Origin of the sequence: Streptomyces sp. NBC_00190, from assembly GCF_036203305.1 — a bacterium.
GTDB lineage: Bacteria > Actinomycetota > Actinomycetes > Streptomycetales > Streptomycetaceae > Streptomyces.
Map to the genome: position 1 here is coordinate 7570637 of NZ_CP108131.1, position 20988 is coordinate 7591624.

Here is a 20988-nt window from a genome sequence, read left to right on the forward strand (position 1 = left end):
CAATGAGCGACATCATCAACGGACTTGGCCGCACCAGCGCCTTCGGCGCCCTCGGCCTGGTGCTGCTGATCCTCGGCATCGTCCTCGTGGACGTGCTGACGCCCGGGAAGCTTCCGAAGCAGATCTGGGAGGAGCGCAACCGCAATGCCGCCCTCCTGCTCAGTTCCGCGCTGCTCGGCATCGGCGGCATCGTCTTCACCTCGATCTGGACCACCTACGACGACTTCGGCAAGGGCCTGCTGTCCACCGCGGCCTTCGGGGTGCTCGGCCTGGTCCTGATGGCGGTGGCCTTCCTGGTGCTCGACCTGGTGACCCCGGGCAAGCTCGGCGCGATCGTCGTCGACCCGGAGCCCCACCCGGCGGTCTGGGTCACCGCCTCCTGCAACCTCGCCGTGGCCGCGATCGTGGCGGCCTCGATCGCCTGACGCCCGGACAGGGCGTGGCGTAGCACCCCTGGATGACGAGCGCGCCGCTCCCCGGTGGGAGCGGCGCTCTCGTCGTACTCCGGTGCTACGCCAGGCCCAGCGCGAACACCGCGAACCCCGCCGCCAGCAGTCCCGCCACCGTCCGGCGCACCGCCGTGGCCTTCCGCCCCTCCACCGGCGGACCCTCGAACCGCCGCGCGTACCGGGCGATGCCCACCAGCAGCGCCGCGAACACCGGAATCCACGCCAGCCGCGCCGCGATCCAGCCCAGACTGTCCGGCGCCGTCGTCAGCCCCGCCAGCTCCCCCACGAACGAACCGGGAACGGCCGCGGCCAGCATGGCCGTCTGGTGCCAGCACAGGATCGTCATCGCGCACAGGTTGATCACGACCACCGGCGCCCACAGGGCCGGCCGGGCCAGCAGCCGCGCCAGCCGGTCGCGCAGCAGGATCGCCGCGCCCGACTGGGCCGCCGCCAGGGCCAGTACGAGCAGCGACGGCGGGTGGGAGTTGGTCCGCTCCGCACCCGGCACCCCCACCATCGACGCCGGGTAGTGGAAGACCGCCAGCAGCGCCGCGAACAGCACCGTCCCGCCGGCCAGCAACAGCCAGGCCCCGCGCCGCCCGATCCGCCCCTCGCCCCAGCTCACGCCCAGCTGGTACGCGAACAGCCACCCCGGCAGGATGTTGATCAGGGACAGCCAGGACGGCACCGAGTCGGCGAGCGGTCCGTAGCGCAGGAAGTCCACGACGGCGACGGACACGAGCAGCGGAGCCGCCGCCCAGCCCCCGAGGCGGCGCGCCGCCCGCACGCAGTACGGGGTCAGCGCGGTGACCACCACGTACACCCCGACGAACCACAGCGGCTGGATCACCAGCGTCGCCCCGGTCCGCAGCGTCGCCTCCGGCACTCCGGCCGCGTAGAGCACGGGCGCCGCCAGCGCCCACACCGCCGTCACTCCCAGCACGGGCCGCCCCAGCCGCACGACGCGGCCCTTCAGCCACGCGCCCGTCGACCCCTTGTGGCGCCGGAAGGAGAGCACCGAGGCGTACCCGCCGACGAGGAAGAAGATGCCGAGCATCTGGAGCACCCAGCTCGCCGGGGCCAGCCCGCCGAAGGCCGACAGCGGGCTGGCGTTGTGCAGGCCGCCGTCGGGGTCGAGGGCGAACCCGCCGAGCAGCCAGTGCCCGGTCGGCACGGCCAGCAGTGCCAGGGCGCGCAGCCCGTCGACCGCCCGGTCGCGATGGGCGGGCGTCTGCCGCTCGATCCGGTCGGCCGCGCCCTTGAGCAGCGTGAGCGTACGGGGCGTCGTCATCGGAACTCTCCGTTCGCGATCGCGGCGAAGGCCGCCAGGGACTGGGTGCCGGGCGCGAAGTAGCCGGTGTGGCCCTGCACGTCGGCGGCGGGCACGCGGCGGGCGCCGAAGCCCGCGGAGGTGGGGTCGGCGCCGTGGCCGATCCCGGCGAACTCGACGTTCGGCACGTCGGCGATCCAGTCGGAGGGACCCCGGGCCGCCCACACCCGGGCACCGGTGCGCAGACCGGCAGCGGTGGCGGCGCGCATGCCGGGGGAGCCGAAGGCCACGACGTCGACGGCGTCCGTGTGCCGCGCCGCCAGCCCGCAGACCACCGAGCCGTAGCTGTGGCAGAACAGCACCGGATCGGGCGCGCCGACGGCGTCGAGGCCCGAGGTGAACCGGGCCAGGCGGACCGCCCCGGCCTCGGCCAGCCGGCCGTCGGCCACGTCGAGGCCGACCCCGACCGGGGTGGTGTAACCGGTCCAGGAGATCACCGCGGTGGAGCCGCCGGCTACGGCGCGCAGCGCCCGGGCCATCCCGGCCGGACCGGTGGCCGGTTTGCGCCGGGCGTCGTGGTTGGCGGCGTCGTTGTCCGAGCCGGGCACGATCACGGAGACGTGCGCCGCGTGCTCCAGGTCTCCGAACACCTCGGCGACCTGGCCCCGGCCGCGCGGGTCGAAGGCAAGGATCTGCCGGTCCGGCGCGCCGAGCGAGGCGTAGCGGGCCTCACCCGTGGCGGCGACGGCGATCCGGTTGGCCTCGTACCGCAGGGGGAGCGGCGCCCCGTCCAGGTTGCCCACGACCAGCGGGTGGGCCCCTGCGAGTTCCCGCCGCGCGGCCTCGTCCAGCCCGGCGAAGAACCGGGCCACCTCGCGCGGCGTCGCGCTCGCGGGATCGGGCAGCGCACGGCCGGACACCGCGTCGGCCCGCCAGGCGGCGGTGCCGGGCGGCGGCCCGGTGACCGCCCGCTGGCTGTCGCCGGAGGCCCATCCCGCGGTCCCCCCGACGACGGCCACCGCCAGCGCGGCCGTGACCATCGTCCTTCCGAAGCGGCGCATGCCCCTTCTCCTCTCCTCGTGACGAGGAGGAAGGTAGGAAGGAGGTGCCCGCGCGGACGTCCGACCGTGGAGCCAAGTCGGATGTCATACCCCGGTAGGGGGTGGAGGAGAGGGGGTCAGCCGGCGTCGCCCGGGCGCACCAGGCCCGCCTCGTAGGCGAAGATCACCGCCTGGGCCCTGTCCCGCAGGTCGAGCTTGCCGAGCACCCGCCCGATGTGCGTCTTGACCGTCTGCTCCGCCAGCACCAGATGGCCGGCGATCTCCTGGTTCGACAGCCCGCGCGCGATGAGCTCCAGTACCTCGGTCTCACGCGGGGTGAGCCCGTTCAGCCGCAGCGCCGGGTCCTTGCGCGGCGCCGGCCGCTGCTGGACGAAGTCCGCGATCAGCCGCCGGGTCACCGAGGGCGCCAGCAGGGCCTCGCCCGACGCGACGACCCGTACCGCCGCGATCAGATCGGCCGGCGGGGCGTCCTTCAGCAGGAACCCGGAGGCGCCCGCGCGCAGCGCCTCGTACACGTAGTCGTCGATGTCGAAGGTGGTCAGCATCAGCACCCTCGGCCGGTGCACCACTCCGGGCGGGGGGTCGAGGATCTCGCGGGCCGCCGTGAGCCCGTCCATCTCCGGCATCCGCACGTCCATCAGCACCACGTCGGGATGCGTGGTGCGGGACACCTGGACGCCCTGCCGCCCGTCGGGAGCCTCACCGACCACATCGATGTCGGCCTGCGCCGACAGCAGCGCGGCGAACCCCGCCCGCACCATGGCCTGGTCGTCGACGATGATCACGCGGATGGTCAACTCGGATCCTCGCTGCTGGAGTTCAGGGGCAGACGGGCGGCGACCCGGAAGCCGCCGTCGGGCAGCGGACCGGTGTCCAGCGTCCCGCCGGTCAACCGTACGCGCTCCCGCATCCCCACCAGACCGTGCCCCGTGCCCGAACTCTCCAGCACCACCACGGCGTCCCGGGCCGGACCGTTGACCACGAGCACGAGCACCTCGTCCTCGTCGACGGTCACCGACACCCGGGTCCGCGCCCCGGGCGCGTGCCGCACCACATTGGCGAGCGCTTCCTGCACGATCCGGTACGCCGACAGGTCCACGGCCGGCGGCGCCGCCCCGGCCGCTCCGGCCGCCAGGGACAACTCCACCGGCTGGCCGGCCCGTACGGTCGCCTCCACCAGCTGCTGCAGCCGGTCGATCCCCGGCTGCGGGGCCCGCTCGCCGTCCGCGCCGCCGCCCGCGCCGTCCCCGCGCAGGACGGTCAGCAGCCGCCGCATCTCGCCCAGCGACTCGCGCGCGCCGGCCGCGATCGCGGCGAACTCCTCCCGTACCGGCTCCGCCATGCCCGGCAGCCGGTACGGCGCGGAGTCGGCCTGGACGGTGATGACCGACATGTGGTGGGCCACCACGTCGTGCAACTCCCTGGCGATCCGGGCCCGTTCCTCCAGCAGCGTCCGCCGGGCCCGCTCCGCCTCGCTGATGCTCTCCTGCTCGGCGATGCGCTGCTGCGCGTCGCCCAGCCCGCGCACCGCGCCCGTCAGCGCCAGCATCACCCCGCCGAGCACGAAGAGCAGCGCCGCGGTGTTCATGGTGTCCGCCGGCTGGAAGAAGCCGAGCACGGCCCCGACCCCGCCGGTCACCAGCCACACCCCGACCAGGGTCCGGATGGACTCGCGCAGCCCCAGGCAGGCCATCAGCACCAGGTAGCCGACGATGGCCATCGGTGTCCACGGCCAGGCGTGCCCGGCCACCTTGTCGGCGTGGATCAGCAGCACCCCGCCGATCGTGTCCGCTGCCAGGACCACGGCCCAGGCGTGCAGCGGGCGGGTCACGGCGAGCATCAGCGGTACGGTCTGCGCCACTCCCAGCGCGCCCGCCCAGCCGCCGCCCAGCGCGTAGTCGTTGGTCAGCACCGCGATGGTCACCGGCAGCAGCGTCACCACGAACACGCCGACGACGGCGAACGGCAGCACCCGCTGCCAGGCCTTGGGCGCCTGTGCGAACAAGGGCTGCGCCGCGCGCGCGGGCGTGCGCATCACCACGGCGAGCTGCGCCAGCGCGCCGGGCACCCGGGCACCGGCGGACGGCTCGGCGGTGCGTTCGCGGGTCCGGCGGGGCAGGCGGGGCAGGCGGGTGCGGGCTCTGTCGCTCATGATCGGTCCAGCCTATGTGCCGCGCGCCGTGGAGGTAGGCTGCATCCCGGTCGATCTGGGGGAGCCGGTACACATGGGTGGGGCAGCCGCACTGGAGAAGCTCGTGCCGGTGCTGCTGGCCTTCGGCGGCGGGGTGCTGCTCGCCCGCCGCAAGGTCGTCCCGGCCGAGGCCTCGAAGGCCTTCTCCGACTACGCCTTCCTCTTCGCCGTGCCCTGCTACCTGTTCGGCAACATCTACGCCGGTGATCTCGCGGCCCTCTTCGACTGGCAGGCGATCGGCGGCTACGCCGGTGCGGCGGCCCTCGCCGTGGCCGTGGTCGCGGCGGCGGCCGTGGCCCACGGGATCCGGGAGCCCCGCGCGGTCGCTCTGCGCGTGATGGCCGGGGTCCAGGTGAACACCGCCTACTTCGCCGTCCCCGTCTTCATCACCGTGTTCGGGACGGCGGCCCCGATCTTCCCGATCCTGCTGTTCCAGGTGTGCGTCCTGTCCCTGGTCGTCATCTCCCTGATGGAACTGGGCCGTGCGGGACCCGAGGCGGGCGGTCCCGGCCGGCGCCTTGCCCGCGCGGTCGGTGCCTCGCTGGCCACGCCGCTGGTCCTCGCCTGCAACGCGGCCATCGTGCTCAACCTGCTGTCGGTGCACATCCCCACGGTGGTCCTGGACGGCGCCGCCTTCGTGGGGGACAGCGCCTCCCCGGTGGCCCTGTTCGCCCTCGGCCTCCACCTCGGCGGCCTCGGCCTGGACGTGCGGGGCACCACGCGCGAGGAGATGGCCCTCATCGCCTTCAAGTGCCTGGCCTTCCCGCTGCTCACCTGGGCGGTGTGCGGGGCGGTGTTCGGGATCCGGGGCGAGTGGCTCGCGTACCTCGTCGTGATCGCCGCGATGCCGACCCCGCAGAACCTGTTCATCTTTGCCCAGCGCTACGACGTCGGCGTCGCGCTCTCCGCGTCCGTCGTGATCAAGAGTTCGGTCGTTTCCCTCCTGTTGCTGCCGGTGTGGCTGCAGACTGTTGCCTCCTGAACACATCTCGACCCGCCGCGGTGGCCTCGCGGGGCGTGCGGATGACGGTGACCTGCGTCCTCACGGCGGGCCGGAGACGCCGAAGCGGGGGTCGGGCACGGGGCTCTGCGGGGTGTGGGCGGGCGGCTCACCGGATGGCTGCCGACGGCCGCGGCCGTGGTCCAGGCGTCGACCTCGCTGGCGCGCTCCAGCAGGGCCGCGGAATCCATGGAGAAGGTCTCGCGGAGCCGTTCCAGCAGGGCGTCGAGGGAGTCCTCTCCGCGCAGGACGCTGCCGGCGAGGAAGGAGAGGATCTCGGACTCGGCCCGGAGCCGGGCGGCCTGGTGGGTGCGGCGGGCCGCGAGGTCGACCACGGACGCCACCGAGACCGCCACCCCCACGAAGATCGCGATGGCCACGATGTTCTTCGGGTCGGCGATGGTCAGCTGGTAGAGCGGTGGCGTGAAGAAGTAGTTCAGGAGCAGCGATCCGAAGGCCGCCGACGCGAGCGCCGACAGCAGCCCGCCCAGCAGGGCGGCCGCGACCGTGCACGTCAGGAACAGCAGCATGTCGTTCGCCAGCCCGAGTTCGGGGACGACCTGGCTGAGCAGCAGGGTCAGCAGGGCCGGGCCGGCGATGCCCGTCACCCAGCCCCAGATGATCCGGGACCGCCCCAGCCGCGCCCTGCGGGCGATCGGCAGGCCGCGGCCCTTGGCCGCGGCGTCGTGGGTGACGATGTGGACGTCCAGGTCCGGCCCGGACTCGCGCGCGACGGTCGCGCTGACCCCGGGTCCGAACACGTACTGCCAGGAGCGCCTGCGGCTCACACCCAGGACGATCTGGGTGGCGTTCACCCCCCCCGGGGCGAACTCCAGCACGTCCGCGTCCCATGATTGCGACTCTGTTCCTGTTCCTGTTCAGGGTTCGAAGCGGTAGCCCATGCCCGGTTCCGTGATCAGGTACCGGGGGTGGGAGGGGTTCGCCTCGAGCTTCCGCCGGAGCTGGGCCATGTAGACGCGCAGGTAGTTGGTGTTCTCACCGTAGGTCGGGCCCCAGACCTCGAGCAGCAGCCGGCTCTGGGAGACCAGGTGACCCGGGTGGGTGACGAGGATCTCCAGCAGGTGCCACTCGGTCGGGGTGAGCCGTACGGCGCGGTCGCCGCGCTGGACCTTCTTGGCGAGCAGGTCGATGGTGAACCCGTCCGTCGTGACCAGCGTGACCTCGCCGGTCCGCTGCTCCGGATCCGCCTGGCGCCGGGTGGCCGCCCGGAGCCGGGCCAGGAGCTCGTCCATGCTGAAGGGCTTGGTGACGTAGTCGTCGGCGCCGGCGTCCAGCGCCCGGATCTTGTCCTCCGAGGTGTGCCGGGCGGACAGGACCAGGATCGGGACCCGGCTCCACCCGCGCACCCCCTTGATGACGTCGATGCCGTCCATGTCGGGCAGCCCGAGGTCGAGGACGATGACGTCGGGCTTGCGGGCCGCGGCGAGCCGCAGGGCCGAGCCGCCGTCGGGAGCCTCCTCGACGTCGAACTTCCGCGCCTGGAGATTGATCTTGAGCGCGCGGACGAGCTGGGGATCGTCCTCCACCACCAGCACCCGGGGCATCGGTGTGCAGCCTTCCTTCGTCGTGAGCGGAGCGGTGAGGAGCCGGCGGGGTGCGAACGGTGCGCACCCAGCCGGCTCCCGGTTCGGGCGAACCGTCAGTTCCCGGTCAGTGCCTTGAGCGCGGTGTTGAGCTCCAGGACGTTGACGCGGGGCTCGCCCATGAAGCCGAGGGTGCGGCCCTCGGTGTGGTCGGCGACGAGCTTCTCGACCCGCTCGAGGTCCAGGCCGTTCTTCTCGGCGACCCGGTGGACCTGCAGTTCGGCGTACGCGGGCGAGATCTGCGGGTCCAGGCCGGAACCGGAGGAGGTGACGGCGTCGGCCGGCACGTCCTCGGGCCTGACCTTGTAGGTCGCCGTGGAGTTGTCGGCGACCACGGCCTCCTTGGTGTCCGTGACCAGCTTGACAAGGTCCGGGTTGTCGCCGGCCTTGTTGGTGGCGCCGGAGAGGATGAGGGAGTACTGGGTGTTGACGCTGTTGGTGCCGAGGCCGCCCGAGAGCCGGGGCTGGAACCACTTCAGGTCCGGCTTCGCCGCCTCCTCCGGGTCGTCCGGGTCCTGCTTGGGCAGGTTGTAGGTCTGCCCGATGAGGGAGGAGCCGACGACGTTGCCGCTCTTGTCCTTGATCTCGGAGCCGTTGGCCTTGTCGTGGAACAGGGCTTGGGCGATCCCGGTGACGGCGAGCGGGTAGAGCACGCCGCACACGATCGTCAGGACGAGCAGGGCCCTCAGACCCGCACCGATCAGACGTGCTGTGTTGCCTACGGAGTTGTTCATGGCTCAGCCGATTCCGGGGATGAGGGAGATGAGGAGGTCAATGATCTTGATGCCGATGAACGGGGCGACGAGGCCGCCGAGTCCGTAGATGCCGAGGTTGCGGCGGAGCATCTTGTCGGCGCTGGTCGGCTTGTACTGCACGCCCTTGAGGGCGAGCGGGACGAGCGCGATGATGATCAGCGCGTTGAAGATGACGGCGGACAGGATCGCGGACTCGGGGGAGGCCAGGCCCATGACGTTGAGCTTGTCGAGGCCCGGGTAGACCACGGCGAACATGGCCGGGATGATCGCGAAGTACTTCGCGACGTCGTTGGCGATGGAGAAGGTGGTCAGCGCGCCCCGGGTGATCAGCAGCTGCTTGCCGATCTCGACGATCTCGATGAGCTTGGTGGGGTTGGAGTCCAGGTCCACCATGTTCCCGGCCTCCTTGGCGGCCGAGGTACCGGTGTTCATCGCGACGCCGACGTCGGCCTGGGCGAGTGCGGGCGCGTCGTTCGTGCCGTCGCCGGTCATGGCGACGAGCTTGCCGCCCGCCTGTTCCCGCTTGATGAGGGCCATCTTGTCCTCGGGCGTGGCCTCGGCGAGGAAGTCGTCCACACCGGCTTCTTCCGCGATGGCCTTGGCGGTCAGCGGGTTGTCGCCGGTGATCATGACGGTCTTGATGCCCATGCGGCGCAGCTCGTCGAACCGCTCCCGCATGCCCTCCTTGACGACGTCCTTGAGGTGGATGACACCCAGGACCCGGGCGCCCTTCTCGTCGTCGACGGCGACGAGCAGCGGGGTGCCGCCGGCCTGCGAGATCGTGTCGGTGAGCGTCTGCGCGTCGTCCGCGACGTCGCCACCGCGCTCGTTCACCCACGCGATGACCGACCCGGTCGCACCCTTGCGGACCAAGCGGCCGTCGACGTCCACACCCGACATGCGGGTCTGGGCGGTGAAGACGATCCATTCGGCGTGGGCGAGCTCGCCCTGGTGGCGTTCGCGCAGTCCGTACTTCTCCTTGGCCAGGACCACGATCGAGCGGCCCTCGGGGGTCTCGTCCGCGAGCGAGGACAGCTGAGCGGCGTCGGCCAGTTCGGCGTCGGTGACGCCCTTGACGGGTACGAACTCGGAGGCCTGCCGGTTGCCGAGGGTGATGGTGCCGGTCTTGTCGAGCAGCAGTGTGGACACGTCGCCGGCGGCCTCGACCGCGCGGCCGGACATGGCCAGGACGTTGCGCTGGACGAGCCGGTCCATGCCGGCGATGCCGATGGCCGAGAGCAGCGCGCCGATGGTCGTCGGGATCAGGCAGACCAGCAGCGCGGTGAGGACGATCATCGACTGCTTGGCGCCGGCGTAGATCGCGAAGGGCTGGAGGGTGACGACGGCGAGCAGGAAGACGATGGTGAGGGACGCGAGCAGGATGTTGAGCGCGATCTCGTTCGGAGTCTTCTGCCGGGCGGCGCCCTCGACCAGGTTGATCATCCGGTCGATGAAGGTTTCGCCGGGCTTGGTGGTGATCTTGATGACGATCCGGTCGGAGAGGACCTTCGTCCCGCCGGTGACGGCGCTGCGGTCGCCGCCGGACTCCCGGATCACGGGCGCGGACTCGCCGGTGATGGCGGACTCGTCGACCGAGGCCACGCCCTCGACGACGTCGCCGTCGCCGGGGATGGTGTCTCCGGCCTCGCAGACCACCAGGTCGCCGATGCGCAGATCGGTGCCGGGGACCTGTTCCTCGCCTGTGCCGTCCTTGGTCAGGCGGCGGGCGACGGTGTCGGTCTTGGCCTTGCGCAGGGTGTCGGCCTGGGCCTTGCCGCGGCCCTCGGCCACGGCCTCGGCGAGGTTGGCGAAGATCGTGGTCAGCCACAGCCAGGCGGTGATGGCCCAGCCGAACCAGTCCGTCGGGTCCTTCAGCGCCAGCACGGTGGTGACCACCGAGCCGATCAGGACCACGAACATCACCGGTGACTTGACCATCACGCGGGGGTCGAGCTTGCGCACGGCGTCCGGGAAGGACTTCAGCAGCTGCTTGGGGTCGAACAGCCCCCCGCCGACGTGGCGGCCGTCCGGCTTGTGGCCGGTGGGTACGTCCTGGTGCGGAGCGCGGGTCGGAGTCACGGTCGACATGACGTCCTCTTGATTCCTGGTGTCGGAGGTCATGACGCCAGCCCTTCGGCGAGCGGACCCAGCGCGAGCGCCGGGAAGTAGGTCAGACCCGTGATGATGATGATCGTGCCGACGAGCAGGCCGGCGTAGAGGGGCTTGTCGGTGCGCAGGGTTCCCGCCGTCTCCGGTACGGGCTTCTGCTCGGCGAGCGATCCGGCCAGCGCGAGGACGAACACCATCGGGAGGAACCGGCCGAGCAGCATCGCGATGCCGATGGTGCTGTTGAACCACTGCGTGTCGGCGTTCAGGCCCGCGAAGGCGGAGCCGTTGTTGTTGGCGCCCGAGGTGTAGGCGTAGAGGATCTCCGAGAAGCCGTGCGCTCCCGGGTTGGCCATGGAGGTGACCGGGGTGGGCAGGGCCATCGCCGCGGCGGTGAAGCACAGCACCAGCGCCGGGGTGATGAGGATGTAGCAGGCGGCGAGCTTGATCTCGCGGGTGCCGATCTTCTTGCCCAGGTATTCCGGGGTGCGGCCGACCATCAGACCCGCGATGAACACGGCGATGATCGCCATGACCAGCATGCCGTACAGACCGGAGCCCACACCGCCGGGCGCGATCTCGCCCAGCTGCATGCCCAGCATCGCGATACCACCGCCGAAGCCGGTGTAGGAGGAGTGGAAGGAGTTGACCGCGCCGGTGGAGGTGAGCGTGGTCGCCACGGCGAAGATGGACGAGCCGCCGACGCCGAAGCGGGTCTCCTTGCCCTCCATCGCCCCGCCCGCGATGTCGAACGCGGGACCGTGGTGGGCGAATTCGGTCCACATCATCAGCGCGGTGAACCCGAGCCAGATGACGGCCATCGTCGCCAGGATCGCGTAGCCCTGCTTGACCGAGCCGACCATCTTGCCGAACGTGCGGGTGAGCGCGAACGGGATGACGAGGATGAGGAAGATCTCGAAGAGGTTGGAGAAGGGGGTGGGGTTCTCGAAGGGGTGGGCGGAGTTGGCGTTGAAGTAGCCGCCGCCGTTCGTACCCAGTTCCTTGATGGCCTCCTGCGAGGCGACCGCACCGCCGTTCCACTGCTGCGTGCCGCCCAGGAACTGTCCGACCTCGTGGATCCCGGCGAAGTTCTGGATCGCGCCGCAGGCGACCAGGACGATCGCGCCGATCACGGAGATCGGCAGCAGGATCCGGACGGTGCCGCGCACCAGGTCCGACCAGAAGTTGCCGAGCTCACCGGTACGGGAGCGTGCGAAGCCCCGTACGAGGGCCACCGCGACGGCCATGCCGACCGCGGCCGAGACGAAGTTCTGCACGGCGAGGCCGCCGGTCTGTACGACGTGGCCCATGGCCTGCTCGCCGTAGTACGACTGCCAGTTCGTGTTCGCGACGAAGGACGCGGCGGTGTTGAAGGCCTGGTCCGGGTCGATCGACTGGAAGCCGAGCGAGCCGGGCAGGCTGCCCTGCAGGCGCTGCAGCAGGTAGAGGAACAGGACGCTCACGGCCGAGAAGGCCAGGACGCCGCGGAGGTAGGCGGGCCAGCGCATCTCGGCGTTCGGGTTGGCACCGATGGCCTTGTAGATCCACTTCTCCGGCCTGTAGTGCTTCTCGGAGGAGTAGACCCGGGCCATGTAGTCGCCGAGCGGACGGTACGCCAGCGCGAGCGCGGCGATCAGCGCGAGCAGCTGGAGCACACCAGCGATCTGGGGACTCATGTCAGCTCAGAACCTCTCCGGGTACACAAGGGCGAGGACGAGGTAACCCAGCAGGGAGACGGCCACGGCGAGGCCGACGATGTTCTCGACGGTCACAGCTTGGCCACCCCTCGGGCGATGAGAGCCACCAGCGCGAAGACCGCGACCGTGGTGACGACGAAGGCCAGATCGGCCATCGTGAGCTCCTGATGAAGTGATGAAATGGAATCGGCCGGTGTGGCCGAGACCGAGCAAACCGCGCGTCGCCCCCCGCGTTAAGAGGCTTTGATGACCTCCATACGGGCACACGGGAACCTTTAACGCCCCCCATACGCGGACCGCCGCCGACCTCCCGTGAAGTGCGGCTTTCATGCCTTCCGGGCCAGTCCGGCGGTGTCCAGGGCCGCGCCGGCCTGGGCGGCGAGGGCGACGGCGACCAGGCGGGCCTCCTCCGGGGGCAGGGGACCCGGAACCGGGTCGAGGAGGAACGGGCCGTAGTAGTGCCCGCCACCCACGACGCGGAGTTCGGTCTCGCCGTCGGGCCAGGCGTCGTAGTCGACGATCCGGCCCCGTGGCGGAGCCAGACCCCGGCGCCGTGTTCCAGACGGGGGCGGTGCCCGATCAGGCTGCCGTACTCGAAGCGGCAGCCGCGCAGGCCCAGCAGGCCGACGAGTTCCCTGCGCACGTGCTCGACCACGGCCTCGGGCGAGCCGCCGTCCTCGGCCAGGCGGGCGGCCGCCTGGAGGCGGGCCAGGTGCCCGGCGTCGGTGACGACCACGGCCTGGAGCCGTCGGACCCGGACGGCGAGTTGGGAGACGATCAGGCCGAAATGCGGTACGCCGGGACACCGATGCGGTGATCTGCCGACTGCGGTTCCGCATCACTGCCGACGCCCGCTGACGTGCTCTTGACGGCCGTTTGGCGCGTCCCGTGCGCCGTCGTCAAGATGCCGCCAATTCCCCTCCCCGTACGACCGGTTGACCCAGAATCGGCAGTAGGTTCCTGCCTGTCGCGCTGCCGGAGGCCCCGATTTCGCATACGACGGCCGAGGGGGTCCCATGTGCGGGGCCGCCGGCAGCGCTCCTTCAATCCCGTGCCCCTGCCCGCCGTCGTGCGGGCAGGGGCCGCCCTGTCGAATCCGCTCCTCAGAAGGTCATCCGATGTCTTCCGCTGCCACGCGGCACGTTCCCCCGGGTCTCGGGAATCCTCCGCAGCCCCCGGTCACCCGGCCGCCCCGCAGGCGCCCCGGACCGGCGAACATGCTGGAGCCCGGCCAGCTCGCTGCCTCGGCCCGGGAGGCCGCCGCCAAGCTGCACCCGCGCGAACTGGTCGGGAAGCCGGTGCTGTTCGTCGTCGCCGTGGGATCCGTACTCACGACGCTGTCCGCGCTCATCCACCCGTCGGTGTTCACCTGGGTGATCAGCGTCTGGCTGTGGCTGACCGTACTCTTCGCCAACTTCGCGGAGGCCGTCGCCGAGGGCCGCGGCCGTGCCCAGGCCGCCTCGCTGCGCAAGGCCCGGACCGACACGGTCGCGGTCCGCCTGAAGCACTGGACGTACGGGACGAACCTGCGTACCGCGGAGACCGAGGTGGTCACGCCGGCCGAACTCCAGCCGCTCGACTTCGTGCTCGTCGAGGCCGGGGAGCTGGTCCCGGCGGACGGTGACGTCGTCGACGGTGCGGCGATGGTCGACGAGTCGGCCGTCACCGGCGAATCCGGCCCGGTCCTGCGGGAGTCGGGTGGCGACCGGTCGGGCGTCACCGGCGGTACGACCGTCCTGTCGGACTCGGTCGTCGTACGGGTCACTTCCCGTCCCGGCGAAAGTTTCATCGACCGGATGATCGCCCTGGTCGAGGGCGCCTCCCGGCAGAAGACCCCGAACGAGATCGCGCTGAACATCCTGCTGGCCGCGCTCACGGTCATCTTCATCCTGGTCGTCGTCAGCCTGGAGCCGATGGCGGGCTACGCGAAGGCCGCCCAGTCGACCACCACTCTGGTGGCCCTGCTGGTCACCCTGATCCCCACCACCATCGGCGCCCTGCTCTCCGCCATCGGCATCGCCGGCATGGACCGGCTCGTCCAGCGCAACGTGCTCGCCATGAGCGGCCGCGCGGTGGAGGCAGCCGGAGATGTGAACACCCTCCTCCTCGACAAGACCGGCACCATCACCCACGGCAACAGGGAGGCAACTGCCTTCATCCCCCTGCCGGGAGTCGACCACAGCACGCTGGCGGACGCCGCCCAGCTCTCCTCCCTGGCCGACGAGACGCCCGAGGGCCGGTCGGTCGTCGAGCTCGCCGCCCGGTACGGCCTCACCCCGCCGGCCGAACACGAGCTGGCCAACCCCCGCTTCACGGAGTTCAGCGCCCGCACCCGGATGAGCGGGATCAACCTGAGCTGGGACAACGGCGTCGGCCTCGCCATCCGCAAGGGAGCGGCGGCCCAGGTGATGGACTGGGTGGCGATGCGCGGCGGAACCGTGCAGGCGGAAGCCGCCAGCTGGTCCGCGCAGGTCTCGCAGTCCGGTGGCACCCCGCTGCTGGTCGCCGTCCACGACTGGGACGGGCCGCGGGTCCTCGGGATCATCCACCTCAAGGACGTGGTCAAGGACGGCATCCGGGAGCGGTTCGCGGAGCTGCGCGCCATGGGGATCCGTACGGTCATGGTGACCGGGGACAACGAGCTGACCGCCCGGGCGATCGCCGCCGAGGCCGGCGTCGACGAGTACCTGGCGGAAGCCACCCCCGAGGACAAGATGGCCCTCATCAAGCGGGAGCAGGCGGGCGGCAAGCTGGTCGCGATGACCGGCGACGGCACGAATGACGCCCCCGCTCTGGCCCAGGCCGATGTCGGCGTGGCCATGAACACGGGTACGTCGGCCGCCAAGGAGGCCGGGAACATGGTGGACCTGGACTCCAACACCACCAAGCTCATCGAGATCGTCGAGATCGGCAAGCAGCTCCTCATCACCCGAGGCGCGCTGACGACCTTCTCGATCACCAACGACGTCGCGAAGTACTTCGCGATCATCCCGGCCATGTTCACCGCCGCCTACCCGGGCCTGGAGGCGCTGAACATCATGGGCCTGCACAGCCCCCGGTCCGCGATCACCTCGGCGATCATCTTCAACGCGCTGATCATCATCGCGCTCATCCCACTGGCCCTGCGCGGCGTCCGCTACCGGCCCGCCTCAGCCCACGACCTGCTGCGCCGCAACCTCGCCGTCTACGGCCTGGGCGGGCTCGTCCTGCCGTTCGTCGGGATCAAGCTCATCGACCTCCTCGTCTCCCACATCCCCGGCATCGGATGAGTTCCGTCAGAGGCTCGTCGAACGTCCGGTGGCCTCGGTGCAGGCCGCCCCCGCCGCCACCGGGAGTACGTCCACTACGCCACCGGAAGGAAAGGCGTTAAGGGCGCGTCAGGATTTCGTCAGATGAGGATATGGACGTATTGGCTGTGTTCTCGCTGCGTACGCTGGCCCAGCCGTCGACGACGATGGCCGAATCCATGCCGTACGACAGGAGCGCCCACGATGGCCACCCCTGCCCGCTCCTCGCGCCTGCGCGCGTGGCTGCTGGAAGGTTTGACCGACCGCCGCCACAAGCAGCAGCAGCACCCCGAGACCGCGCACGAGGGCAAGACCTGGTGGCGGGTGATGTGCCTGACCGGCCTCGACTACTTCTCCACCCTCGGCTACCAGCCGGGCATCGCGGCGCTCGCGGCCGGTCTGCTCTCACCTGTGGCGACGATCGTGCTGGTGCTGCTGACGCTGTTCGGCGCGCTGCCCGTCTACCGGCGTGTGGCGGAGGAGAGCCCGCACGGCGAGGGCTCGATCGCGATGCTGGAGCGGCTGCTGTCGTTCTGGAAGGGCAAGCTGTTCGTCCTGACCCTGCTGGGCTTCGCGGCGACCGACTTCCTGATCACGATCACGCTGTCGGCGGCCGACGCGACCGCTCACATGGTGGAGAACCCGCATCTGACCAGCACGCTGAACGGCCACCAGGTACTGATCACCCTGATCCTGATCGCCCTGCTCGGCGGGGTGTTCCTCAAGGGGTTCAGCGAGGCCATCGGCGTGGCGGTGGTCCTGGTCTTCTCCTACCTCGCGCTCAACGTGGTCGTCATCGGGAACGGCCTGTGGCAGGTCGCGAGTGAGCCGCAGGTCATCGGCGACTGGAAGCAGGCGCTGATCGCCGAGCACGGCAACCCGTTGATGATGATCGCCATCGCGCTGGTGGTCTTTCCCAAGCTGGCGCTCGGCCTGTCCGGGTTCGAGACGGGCGTCGCGGTGATGCCGCACGTCCAGGGCTCCCCGGACGAGACGGACGAGAAGCCCGCCGGCCGGATCCGGGACACGAAGAAGCTGCTGACGACCGCGGCCGTAATCATGAGCGTCTTCCTGATCACGAGCAGCTTCGTCACCACGCTGCTGATCCCGCCCGCCGCGTTCCAGCCGGGCGGCGAGGCCAACGGCCGCGCCCTCGCCTACCTGGCCCACGAGAACCTGGGCTCCGCGTTCGGCACGGTCTACGACGTCTCGACCATCCTGATCCTGTGGTTCGCGGGCGCCTCCGCGATGGCCGGCCTGCTCAACCTGATGCCGCGCTACCTGCCCCGCTACGGCATGGCCCCGCACTGGGCCCGCGCCCTGCGCCCGATGGTCATCGTGTTCACCCTCATCGCGTTCCTCGTCACCTGGATCTTCGACGCCGACGTCGACGCCCAGGGCGGCGCGTACGCCACCGGTGTCCTCGTCCTGATCACCTCGGCCGCCGTCGCCGTGACCATCGCCGCCCGCCGGGCCGGGGAGCGCGGCTGGACCATCGGCTTCGGCGTCATCTCCGCGGTCTTCGTCTACACCACCGCCGTCAACGTCGCCGAGCGCCCCGACGGCGTGAAGATCGGCGCCTGCTTCATCGCCGGCATCATGGCCCTCTCGCTGCTCTCCCGCCTCGCCCGCGTCTTCGAGCTGCGCGTGACCCATGTGGAGCTCGACGACATGGCCCAGCGCTTCATCCGCGACACCGCCAACCGGACGATCCGCTTCATCGCCAACGAGCCCGACAGCCGGGACCTCGAGGAGTACCGGCAGAAGAAGGCCCAGATCCGCGAGGACAACGACATCCCGTCCGAGGACGACGTCATGTTCGTCGAGGTGACCGTCCTGGACGCGTCCGAGTTCGAATCCGGGCTGTGGGTACGGGGCGAGGTGCTGCACGACCGCTACCGCGTCCTCACCCTTGAGTCCTCGTCCATCCCCAACGCGCTGGCCGCGCTGATGCTCTACGTACGGGACGAGACCGGCCAGCGCCCCCACATCTACTTCGAGTGGACCGAGGGAAACCCGATGGCCAACTTCCTGCGCTTCTTCCTCTTCGGCCAGGGCGAGGTCGCTCCCGTCACCCGCGAGGTGATCCGCGAGGCCGAACCGGACCGGGCCCGCCGCCCGCACGTGCACGCCGGCTGACCGTTCCGTTCGGGAAACGCAAGAAATCCCGCCGGTCCCTCGCTATGGCGGGGCACCGGCGGGATTCTTCTACGGTGACCGCTACCTGGGGCCCCGACCGTGCCGTTCGCCGAACCATGCTGGCCCTCGGCGCGGCCGGCCTGGCCCTCATCGCCGTCGGCGCGATCCTCGACGCGCTCTGGCTGCTGGGCATCGGCGCCTGGGCGGTCATCGGCGCGATGCTGATCGAGCTCGTCTACCGTCCGTAGCCACGGTCGCTGCGCGCCGATGTCGCGCCGGCGCAAGGCCTTCCAGGGTTTCGCGGCGGACAAGGAGCCGGACAGCGCCGTCGTGGACCGCGCCGCGCACCAGCGCCCTTGTGGCCTGCCCCTGACGGGACCTTGACGACGACCGGCGGTGGGAGGCGTCAACAACGCGTCAGAATCGCGGGCGGCAGCGTCAGAAGCCCGTCAGCGAACCGGCCTCATGGCTCATCTCTGCCGTTGGATGAGTCACCCGAACGGAGCGGAGGGAGGAACGCGTGCCGAAGGTGGTCGTCGGTGTCGGCGAAAGCCTGGGCAGCCTGGCGGCACTGCACCGGGCAGCCGCAGAGGCCCGGCTGCGGCGGGTGGAGCTGTGCGCCGTGCTGGCGTGGCAGGCTCCAGGCGGTGGGTTGGTAAGCCGGAACACGTTCGGAGGCCCGGGCCCGGTCCTGACACTGTGCCGGTCGGCCGCCGTGGAGCGGCTGCGCGAGGTACTCGACAGCGCGTTCGGAGCCGAGTGCCCGGGAGTTGCCCTCGCGGCCTTCACGGTGCGGGGCACGGCGGGCGCGGCACTCGTCGACGCCGCCCGTGACCCGGACGACCTGCTCGTGGTGGGGGGGCTCGCGAGGACCGCTGCGCCGCCTGGTCCGCCCCCCGGTCGCCCGTTACGTCCTCGCGCACGCTGCCTGCCCCGTCCTGACCGTGCCCCCGTCCCCGCTCCAGGCCGCATACGACGTGGCCCATCGCCGCAACTCCTGGCGGCTGCCGCTCGACGTGCGAGAACTCGCGTGACGCGGCGATCGATGCCGCGGGGCCGCTTCGGTTCCGCCAGAAGGGCGTAGGCGTCCCGTCAGGATCCGCAGAACGGCCCGCCTGCGCCTTTAGCGTCCTGCACATGGAATACGGATCCGGCGGTTCGGGACCACGACGCGCGCGGGGCGGCACGGAGCCTCGTGCGGTGCCGACTGCCTCCGGCACCATCGCCGTACACGACGCCCACTGGGCCGGTGAGCGCCGTACGGCGATCCTCGCGGCCGGGCTCCTCGTCTCGGCGCTGCTGATCGTCGACGGGGCCGCCGGCTCGGCCACCTGGCCTCGGGCCGCCCTGTGGACCGGCCTCGGCCTGCTGCTCTTCGTCGTCCTGCGCCCGCCCCTGGTACGGGTTTCGCCCGGCCGCCTGACCGTCCGCACGCTGTTCGCCGAGCGCACCGTACACACCGACGCCCTGCTCTCGGTCCACTGGTCCGACGGGGTGGCCCAGCGCGTGATCCTCCGCGACACCGAAGGCCGGCATGTGGAGATCGACCCGGGCGTTCTGGTCCGCAACCCCGCCCTGTGGCACCGCTTCGACGCCGACGCCCGGACGTCGTTGCGGCACGACACGCTGCGGTCCGGGGCGAGCGCCCTGCGACAACTGGCTGAGCGCATCGACCGGGAGGCGGCCCGATCCGTGTTCAAGGTCTCCGGTCTGAGCACCGTGGCCGGCCGGTGAGCGCGCGCCTTCGGCCTGCCCGAGCGTTCGCGGTCCCCCTGCGCCCGGGCAGCCCCGATGGACTCCTGCTCCGGCGCCCTCAGCTGTGAGCAGGTATGTGCAGGGCGAAGTGGCGGAACACGCCTTACTTCCCCGAGGCCACTTAGGCCTCCGGAGGCATCCGCTCGTACCCCCGGGCGGGATCGGCTCGTTGACCAGGTATGGAACTGCCGACCATCGCGGTGCCGGGCGTCGGGGAACGGGCCGACGCCGTGGCCGATGCCGCCTGCCACCTCTACGACACCGTCGCACCCTGGGGGATCCTCCCGGCGGTGGCGGGGGGCGGCTGGAGCCGGACCGCCGCCGAGGACGCCGCCGAGGCCATCGAGACCACCGCGCACGCCCTCGCGTACGTCGACCCGGGCGCCGAGCTCGTGCTGGCGCCCGTCCACGCCGCCCTCGCCGAACTGCGCCGACGGCTCGGCCTCGCGCCCGCCGACCCGCTGACCGCTGCCGGGCTCCCGGCGACCCCGCGCACCGTCGGCAACCCGCGCCGGACCCGCCGGGTCCGGGCGCTCACCCCGCCTTCGCCCCGGCAACCGCCTTCTCGTACAACTTCCTGATGTCCGCGCCGAAGTAGGAGCTGTAGGAGGTGTCGGCGGTGTCCCCGCCGGTCTTCCAGCCGCCGATGACCCCGACCACGTCACCGGTTCCGGTCCGCGTGTCGTACCGGTTCAGGAAGGGGCCGCCGCTGGTTCCGCCGGGATAGCCCGTGCAGTCGATCCGCAGGAACGATCCGGGGATCCGGGCGTCGGTACTGGTGAACTTCGTCGTGCGGTTGACGCACAGGCGCGGGCGGGCGGCGGAGGCCGGGTACCCGATCAGGGTGACCTGCGCGTGCGCGTAACCGGCGCCGGTGACCAGGCGGTTCCCGCCGACCACGTCCTGCACCGGGAACCCGTGGGAGTCCGGCCCCACCTGCGCGAAGGCCACGTCGAGCGTGGCCGCGCGGTCGGGGCCCTGGGACCGGTAGCGCGGGTCGATCCAGATCTTGGAGTGCCCGCCCGCGTCCCGCAGGACCGGGAAGATCCCGTACGGCTGCGGGTTCGCGCGCGTGTACAGCGGTACGAACGCCACCTGCCGGGTGTCGGAGCCGAGCAGGCAGTGCGCCGCGCTGAGCACCAGGTTGCGCCCGGGGGAGGCGACCACGCTCGCGGTGCAGAAGTAGGCCCCGCCGTCCTTGACCGCGAACATCCGCCCGACGACCGGGACGCCGCCGAAGTCCTGGCCGATCCCGGGACCCGCGGGGGCGGGGCGCGCGGGAACCGGTCTCACGATCGCGGCCGGAGCGGGTGTCGGCGTCGGGGTCGGCGTCGGAGCGGGCGTCGGAGTGGGGGTGGCGACCGGAGCGGGGGCCGACGGGGTCCCGGCCGGGGTCAGGGACAAGATCTCCGAAGGGACCGCGGAGGACACAGGCTGTTCCCCCGCCACCGGGGACGGGGACGGGCTCGCCGCCGGCGGCGCGGGCTCCACCGGGGGCAGCGGAAGGGCCGAGGCCATCCGCTCGGCGGTCCAGAAGGACTGGGCCTCCCGGGCGGACCAGCGGCCCACGGCCGCCTGCGCGGCGCCGCCCGCCTCGGCGACGGGCAGCGGCCCGGCCGCCAGCAACAGGGCGGCCGCCGCGGCGGCGAGGGTCAACGTACGTCGCATGCGGGA

At 71.4% G+C, this 20988-nt stretch carries 20 protein-coding genes and 1 pseudogene; 9 read left to right on the forward strand and 12 right to left on the reverse strand.

Going from position 1 to position 20988, the window contains the following annotated elements:
- Positions 1-2: 2 nt before the first annotated feature.
- Positions 3-425, forward strand: a complete 423-nt coding sequence (locus OG429_RS35045; protein WP_328929280.1) for a DUF350 domain-containing protein — start codon at positions 3-5, stop codon at positions 423-425.
- Between the two features lie 85 nt (positions 426-510).
- Here the strand turns inward: OG429_RS35045 and OG429_RS35050 are convergent, their stop codons facing one another.
- The 4 genes from OG429_RS35050 to OG429_RS35065 form a co-directional block, all read right to left on the reverse strand.
- On the reverse strand, positions 511-1740 hold the full coding sequence (locus OG429_RS35050; protein WP_328929281.1) for an acyltransferase family protein: 1230 nt from the start codon (positions 1738-1740) through the stop codon (positions 511-513).
- Positions 1737-2780 (reverse strand): alpha/beta hydrolase, encoded by a 1044-nt coding sequence (locus OG429_RS35055; RefSeq protein ID WP_328929282.1) that lies wholly within the window; start codon positions 2778-2780, stop codon positions 1737-1739. Before OG429_RS35055 ends, OG429_RS35050 begins: the two co-directional genes overlap by 4 nt.
- 116 nt (positions 2781-2896) lie before the next feature.
- Complete coding sequence (locus OG429_RS35060) at positions 2897-3577, reverse strand: response regulator transcription factor (protein WP_328929283.1); 681 nt, start codon at positions 3575-3577, stop codon at positions 2897-2899.
- Positions 3574-4932 carry a sensor histidine kinase gene (locus tag OG429_RS35065; RefSeq protein WP_328929284.1) on the reverse strand — a complete coding sequence of 453 codons (1359 nt, stop codon included), beginning with the start codon at positions 4930-4932 and terminating at the stop codon, positions 3574-3576. The genes OG429_RS35060 and OG429_RS35065 overlap by 4 nt, the downstream gene beginning before the upstream one ends.
- Positions 4933-5005: 73 nt before the next feature.
- On the opposite strand from OG429_RS35065, the gene OG429_RS35070 reads away from it, so the two are divergent.
- On the forward strand, positions 5006-5953 hold the full coding sequence (locus tag OG429_RS35070) for an AEC family transporter (RefSeq protein WP_328929285.1): 948 nt from the start codon (positions 5006-5008) through the stop codon (positions 5951-5953).
- Positions 5954-6072: 119 nt separating this feature from the next.
- On the opposite strand, the pseudogene OG429_RS35075 reads toward OG429_RS35070, so the two are convergent.
- From OG429_RS35075 to OG429_RS35105, 7 genes and pseudogenes are all read right to left on the reverse strand, one after another.
- A pseudogene (locus OG429_RS35075) lies at positions 6073-6810 on the reverse strand (DUF4118 domain-containing protein); the annotation flags it as partial.
- 39 nt (positions 6811-6849) lie between these two features.
- Complete coding sequence (locus OG429_RS35080) at positions 6850-7536, reverse strand: response regulator (RefSeq protein ID WP_328929286.1); 687 nt, start codon at positions 7534-7536, stop codon at positions 6850-6852.
- 95 nt (positions 7537-7631) lie between these two features.
- The gene (locus OG429_RS35085; protein WP_328929287.1) at positions 7632-8309 is read right to left on the reverse strand and encodes a potassium-transporting ATPase subunit C; all 678 of its coding nucleotides are present in this window, start codon (positions 8307-8309) and stop codon (positions 7632-7634) included.
- A 3-nt stretch (positions 8310-8312) separates the two neighbouring features.
- A complete protein-coding gene (kdpB, locus tag OG429_RS35090; RefSeq protein WP_328929288.1) occupies positions 8313-10451 on the reverse strand; it encodes a potassium-transporting ATPase subunit KdpB in 2139 nt (712 codons plus the stop codon).
- The gene (gene kdpA / locus OG429_RS35095) at positions 10448-12112 is read right to left on the reverse strand and encodes a potassium-transporting ATPase subunit KdpA (protein ID WP_328929289.1); all 1665 of its coding nucleotides are present in this window, start codon (positions 12110-12112) and stop codon (positions 10448-10450) included. The genes kdpB (OG429_RS35090) and kdpA overlap by 4 nt, the downstream gene beginning before the upstream one ends.
- A gap of 6 nt (positions 12113-12118) precedes the next feature.
- Complete coding sequence (gene kdpF, locus OG429_RS35100; RefSeq protein ID WP_037807443.1) at positions 12119-12208, reverse strand: K(+)-transporting ATPase subunit F; 90 nt, start codon at positions 12206-12208, stop codon at positions 12119-12121.
- Positions 12209-12459: 251 nt separating this feature from the next.
- Complete coding sequence (locus tag OG429_RS35105; RefSeq protein WP_328929290.1) at positions 12460-12606, reverse strand: hypothetical protein; 147 nt, start codon at positions 12604-12606, stop codon at positions 12460-12462.
- A 56-nt stretch (positions 12607-12662) separates the two neighbouring features.
- Here OG429_RS35105 and OG429_RS35110 point away from each other — a divergent pair, with 56 nt between their 5' ends.
- The 7 genes from OG429_RS35110 to OG429_RS35140 all read left to right on the forward strand — a co-directional run bounded on the left by OG429_RS35110 (position 12663) and on the right by OG429_RS35140 (position 19895).
- Positions 12663-12950, forward strand: coding sequence for a hypothetical protein (locus tag OG429_RS35110; protein WP_328929291.1), 288 nt, complete (start codon positions 12663-12665; stop codon positions 12948-12950).
- Between the two features lie 301 nt (positions 12951-13251).
- Positions 13252-15402 (forward strand): potassium-transporting ATPase subunit KdpB, encoded by a 2151-nt coding sequence (kdpB, locus tag OG429_RS35115; RefSeq protein WP_405676967.1) that lies wholly within the window; start codon positions 13252-13254, stop codon positions 15400-15402.
- Positions 15403-15624: 222 nt separating this feature from the next.
- Complete coding sequence (locus OG429_RS35120) at positions 15625-17559, forward strand: amino acid transporter (RefSeq protein ID WP_328929293.1); 1935 nt, start codon at positions 15625-15627, stop codon at positions 17557-17559.
- 74 nt (positions 17560-17633) lie between these two features.
- Positions 17634-17807 (forward strand): hypothetical protein, encoded by a 174-nt coding sequence (locus tag OG429_RS35125; RefSeq protein WP_328929294.1) that lies wholly within the window; start codon positions 17634-17636, stop codon positions 17805-17807.
- 582 nt (positions 17808-18389) lie between these two features.
- The gene (locus OG429_RS35130; RefSeq protein ID WP_328929295.1) at positions 18390-18593 is read left to right on the forward strand and encodes a universal stress protein; all 204 of its coding nucleotides are present in this window, start codon (positions 18390-18392) and stop codon (positions 18591-18593) included.
- A gap of 166 nt (positions 18594-18759) precedes the next feature.
- A complete protein-coding gene (locus OG429_RS35135; RefSeq protein ID WP_328929296.1) occupies positions 18760-19293 on the forward strand; it encodes a hypothetical protein in 534 nt (177 codons plus the stop codon).
- A 200-nt stretch (positions 19294-19493) separates the two neighbouring features.
- Positions 19494-19895 (forward strand): hypothetical protein, encoded by a 402-nt coding sequence (locus OG429_RS35140; RefSeq protein WP_328929297.1) that lies wholly within the window; start codon positions 19494-19496, stop codon positions 19893-19895.
- Here OG429_RS35140 and OG429_RS35145 read toward each other — a convergent pair.
- On the reverse strand, positions 19849-20982 hold the full coding sequence (locus OG429_RS35145; protein WP_328929298.1) for a S1 family peptidase: 1134 nt from the start codon (positions 20980-20982) through the stop codon (positions 19849-19851). The genes OG429_RS35140 and OG429_RS35145 overlap by 47 nt on opposite strands.
- Positions 20983-20988 lie beyond the last annotated feature (6 nt).

Excerpts from the sequence above, each read along its gene's own strand:
- OG429_RS35045 (WP_328929280.1), top strand. The coding sequence starts at position 3 with ATGAGCGACATCATCAACGGACTTGGCCGCACCAGCGCCTTCGGCGCC.
- OG429_RS35050 (WP_328929281.1), bottom strand. The coding sequence starts at position 1,740 with ATGACGACGCCCCGTACGCTCACGCTGCTCAAGGGCGCGGCCGACCGG.
- OG429_RS35055 (WP_328929282.1), bottom strand. The coding sequence starts at position 2,780 with ATGCGCCGCTTCGGAAGGACGATGGTCACGGCCGCGCTGGCGGTGGCC.
- OG429_RS35065 (WP_328929284.1), bottom strand. The coding sequence starts at position 4,932 with ATGAGCGACAGAGCCCGCACCCGCCTGCCCCGCCTGCCCCGCCGGACC.
- OG429_RS35070 (WP_328929285.1), top strand. The coding sequence starts at position 5,006 with ATGGGTGGGGCAGCCGCACTGGAGAAGCTCGTGCCGGTGCTGCTGGCC.
- OG429_RS35080 (WP_328929286.1), bottom strand. The coding sequence starts at position 7,536 with ATGCCCCGGGTGCTGGTGGTGGAGGACGATCCCCAGCTCGTCCGCGCG.
- OG429_RS35085 (WP_328929287.1), bottom strand. The coding sequence starts at position 8,309 with ATGAACAACTCCGTAGGCAACACAGCACGTCTGATCGGTGCGGGTCTG.
- kdpB (WP_328929288.1), bottom strand. The coding sequence starts at position 10,451 with ATGACCTCCGACACCAGGAATCAAGAGGACGTCATGTCGACCGTGACT.
- kdpA (WP_328929289.1), bottom strand. The coding sequence starts at position 12,112 with ATGAGTCCCCAGATCGCTGGTGTGCTCCAGCTGCTCGCGCTGATCGCC.
- kdpB (WP_405676967.1), top strand. The coding sequence starts at position 13,252 with ATGTCTTCCGCTGCCACGCGGCACGTTCCCCCGGGTCTCGGGAATCCT.
- OG429_RS35120 (WP_328929293.1), top strand. The coding sequence starts at position 15,625 with ATGGCCACCCCTGCCCGCTCCTCGCGCCTGCGCGCGTGGCTGCTGGAA.
- OG429_RS35140 (WP_328929297.1), top strand. The coding sequence starts at position 19,494 with ATGGAACTGCCGACCATCGCGGTGCCGGGCGTCGGGGAACGGGCCGAC.
- OG429_RS35145 (WP_328929298.1), bottom strand. The coding sequence starts at position 20,982 with ATGCGACGTACGTTGACCCTCGCCGCCGCGGCGGCCGCCCTGTTGCTG.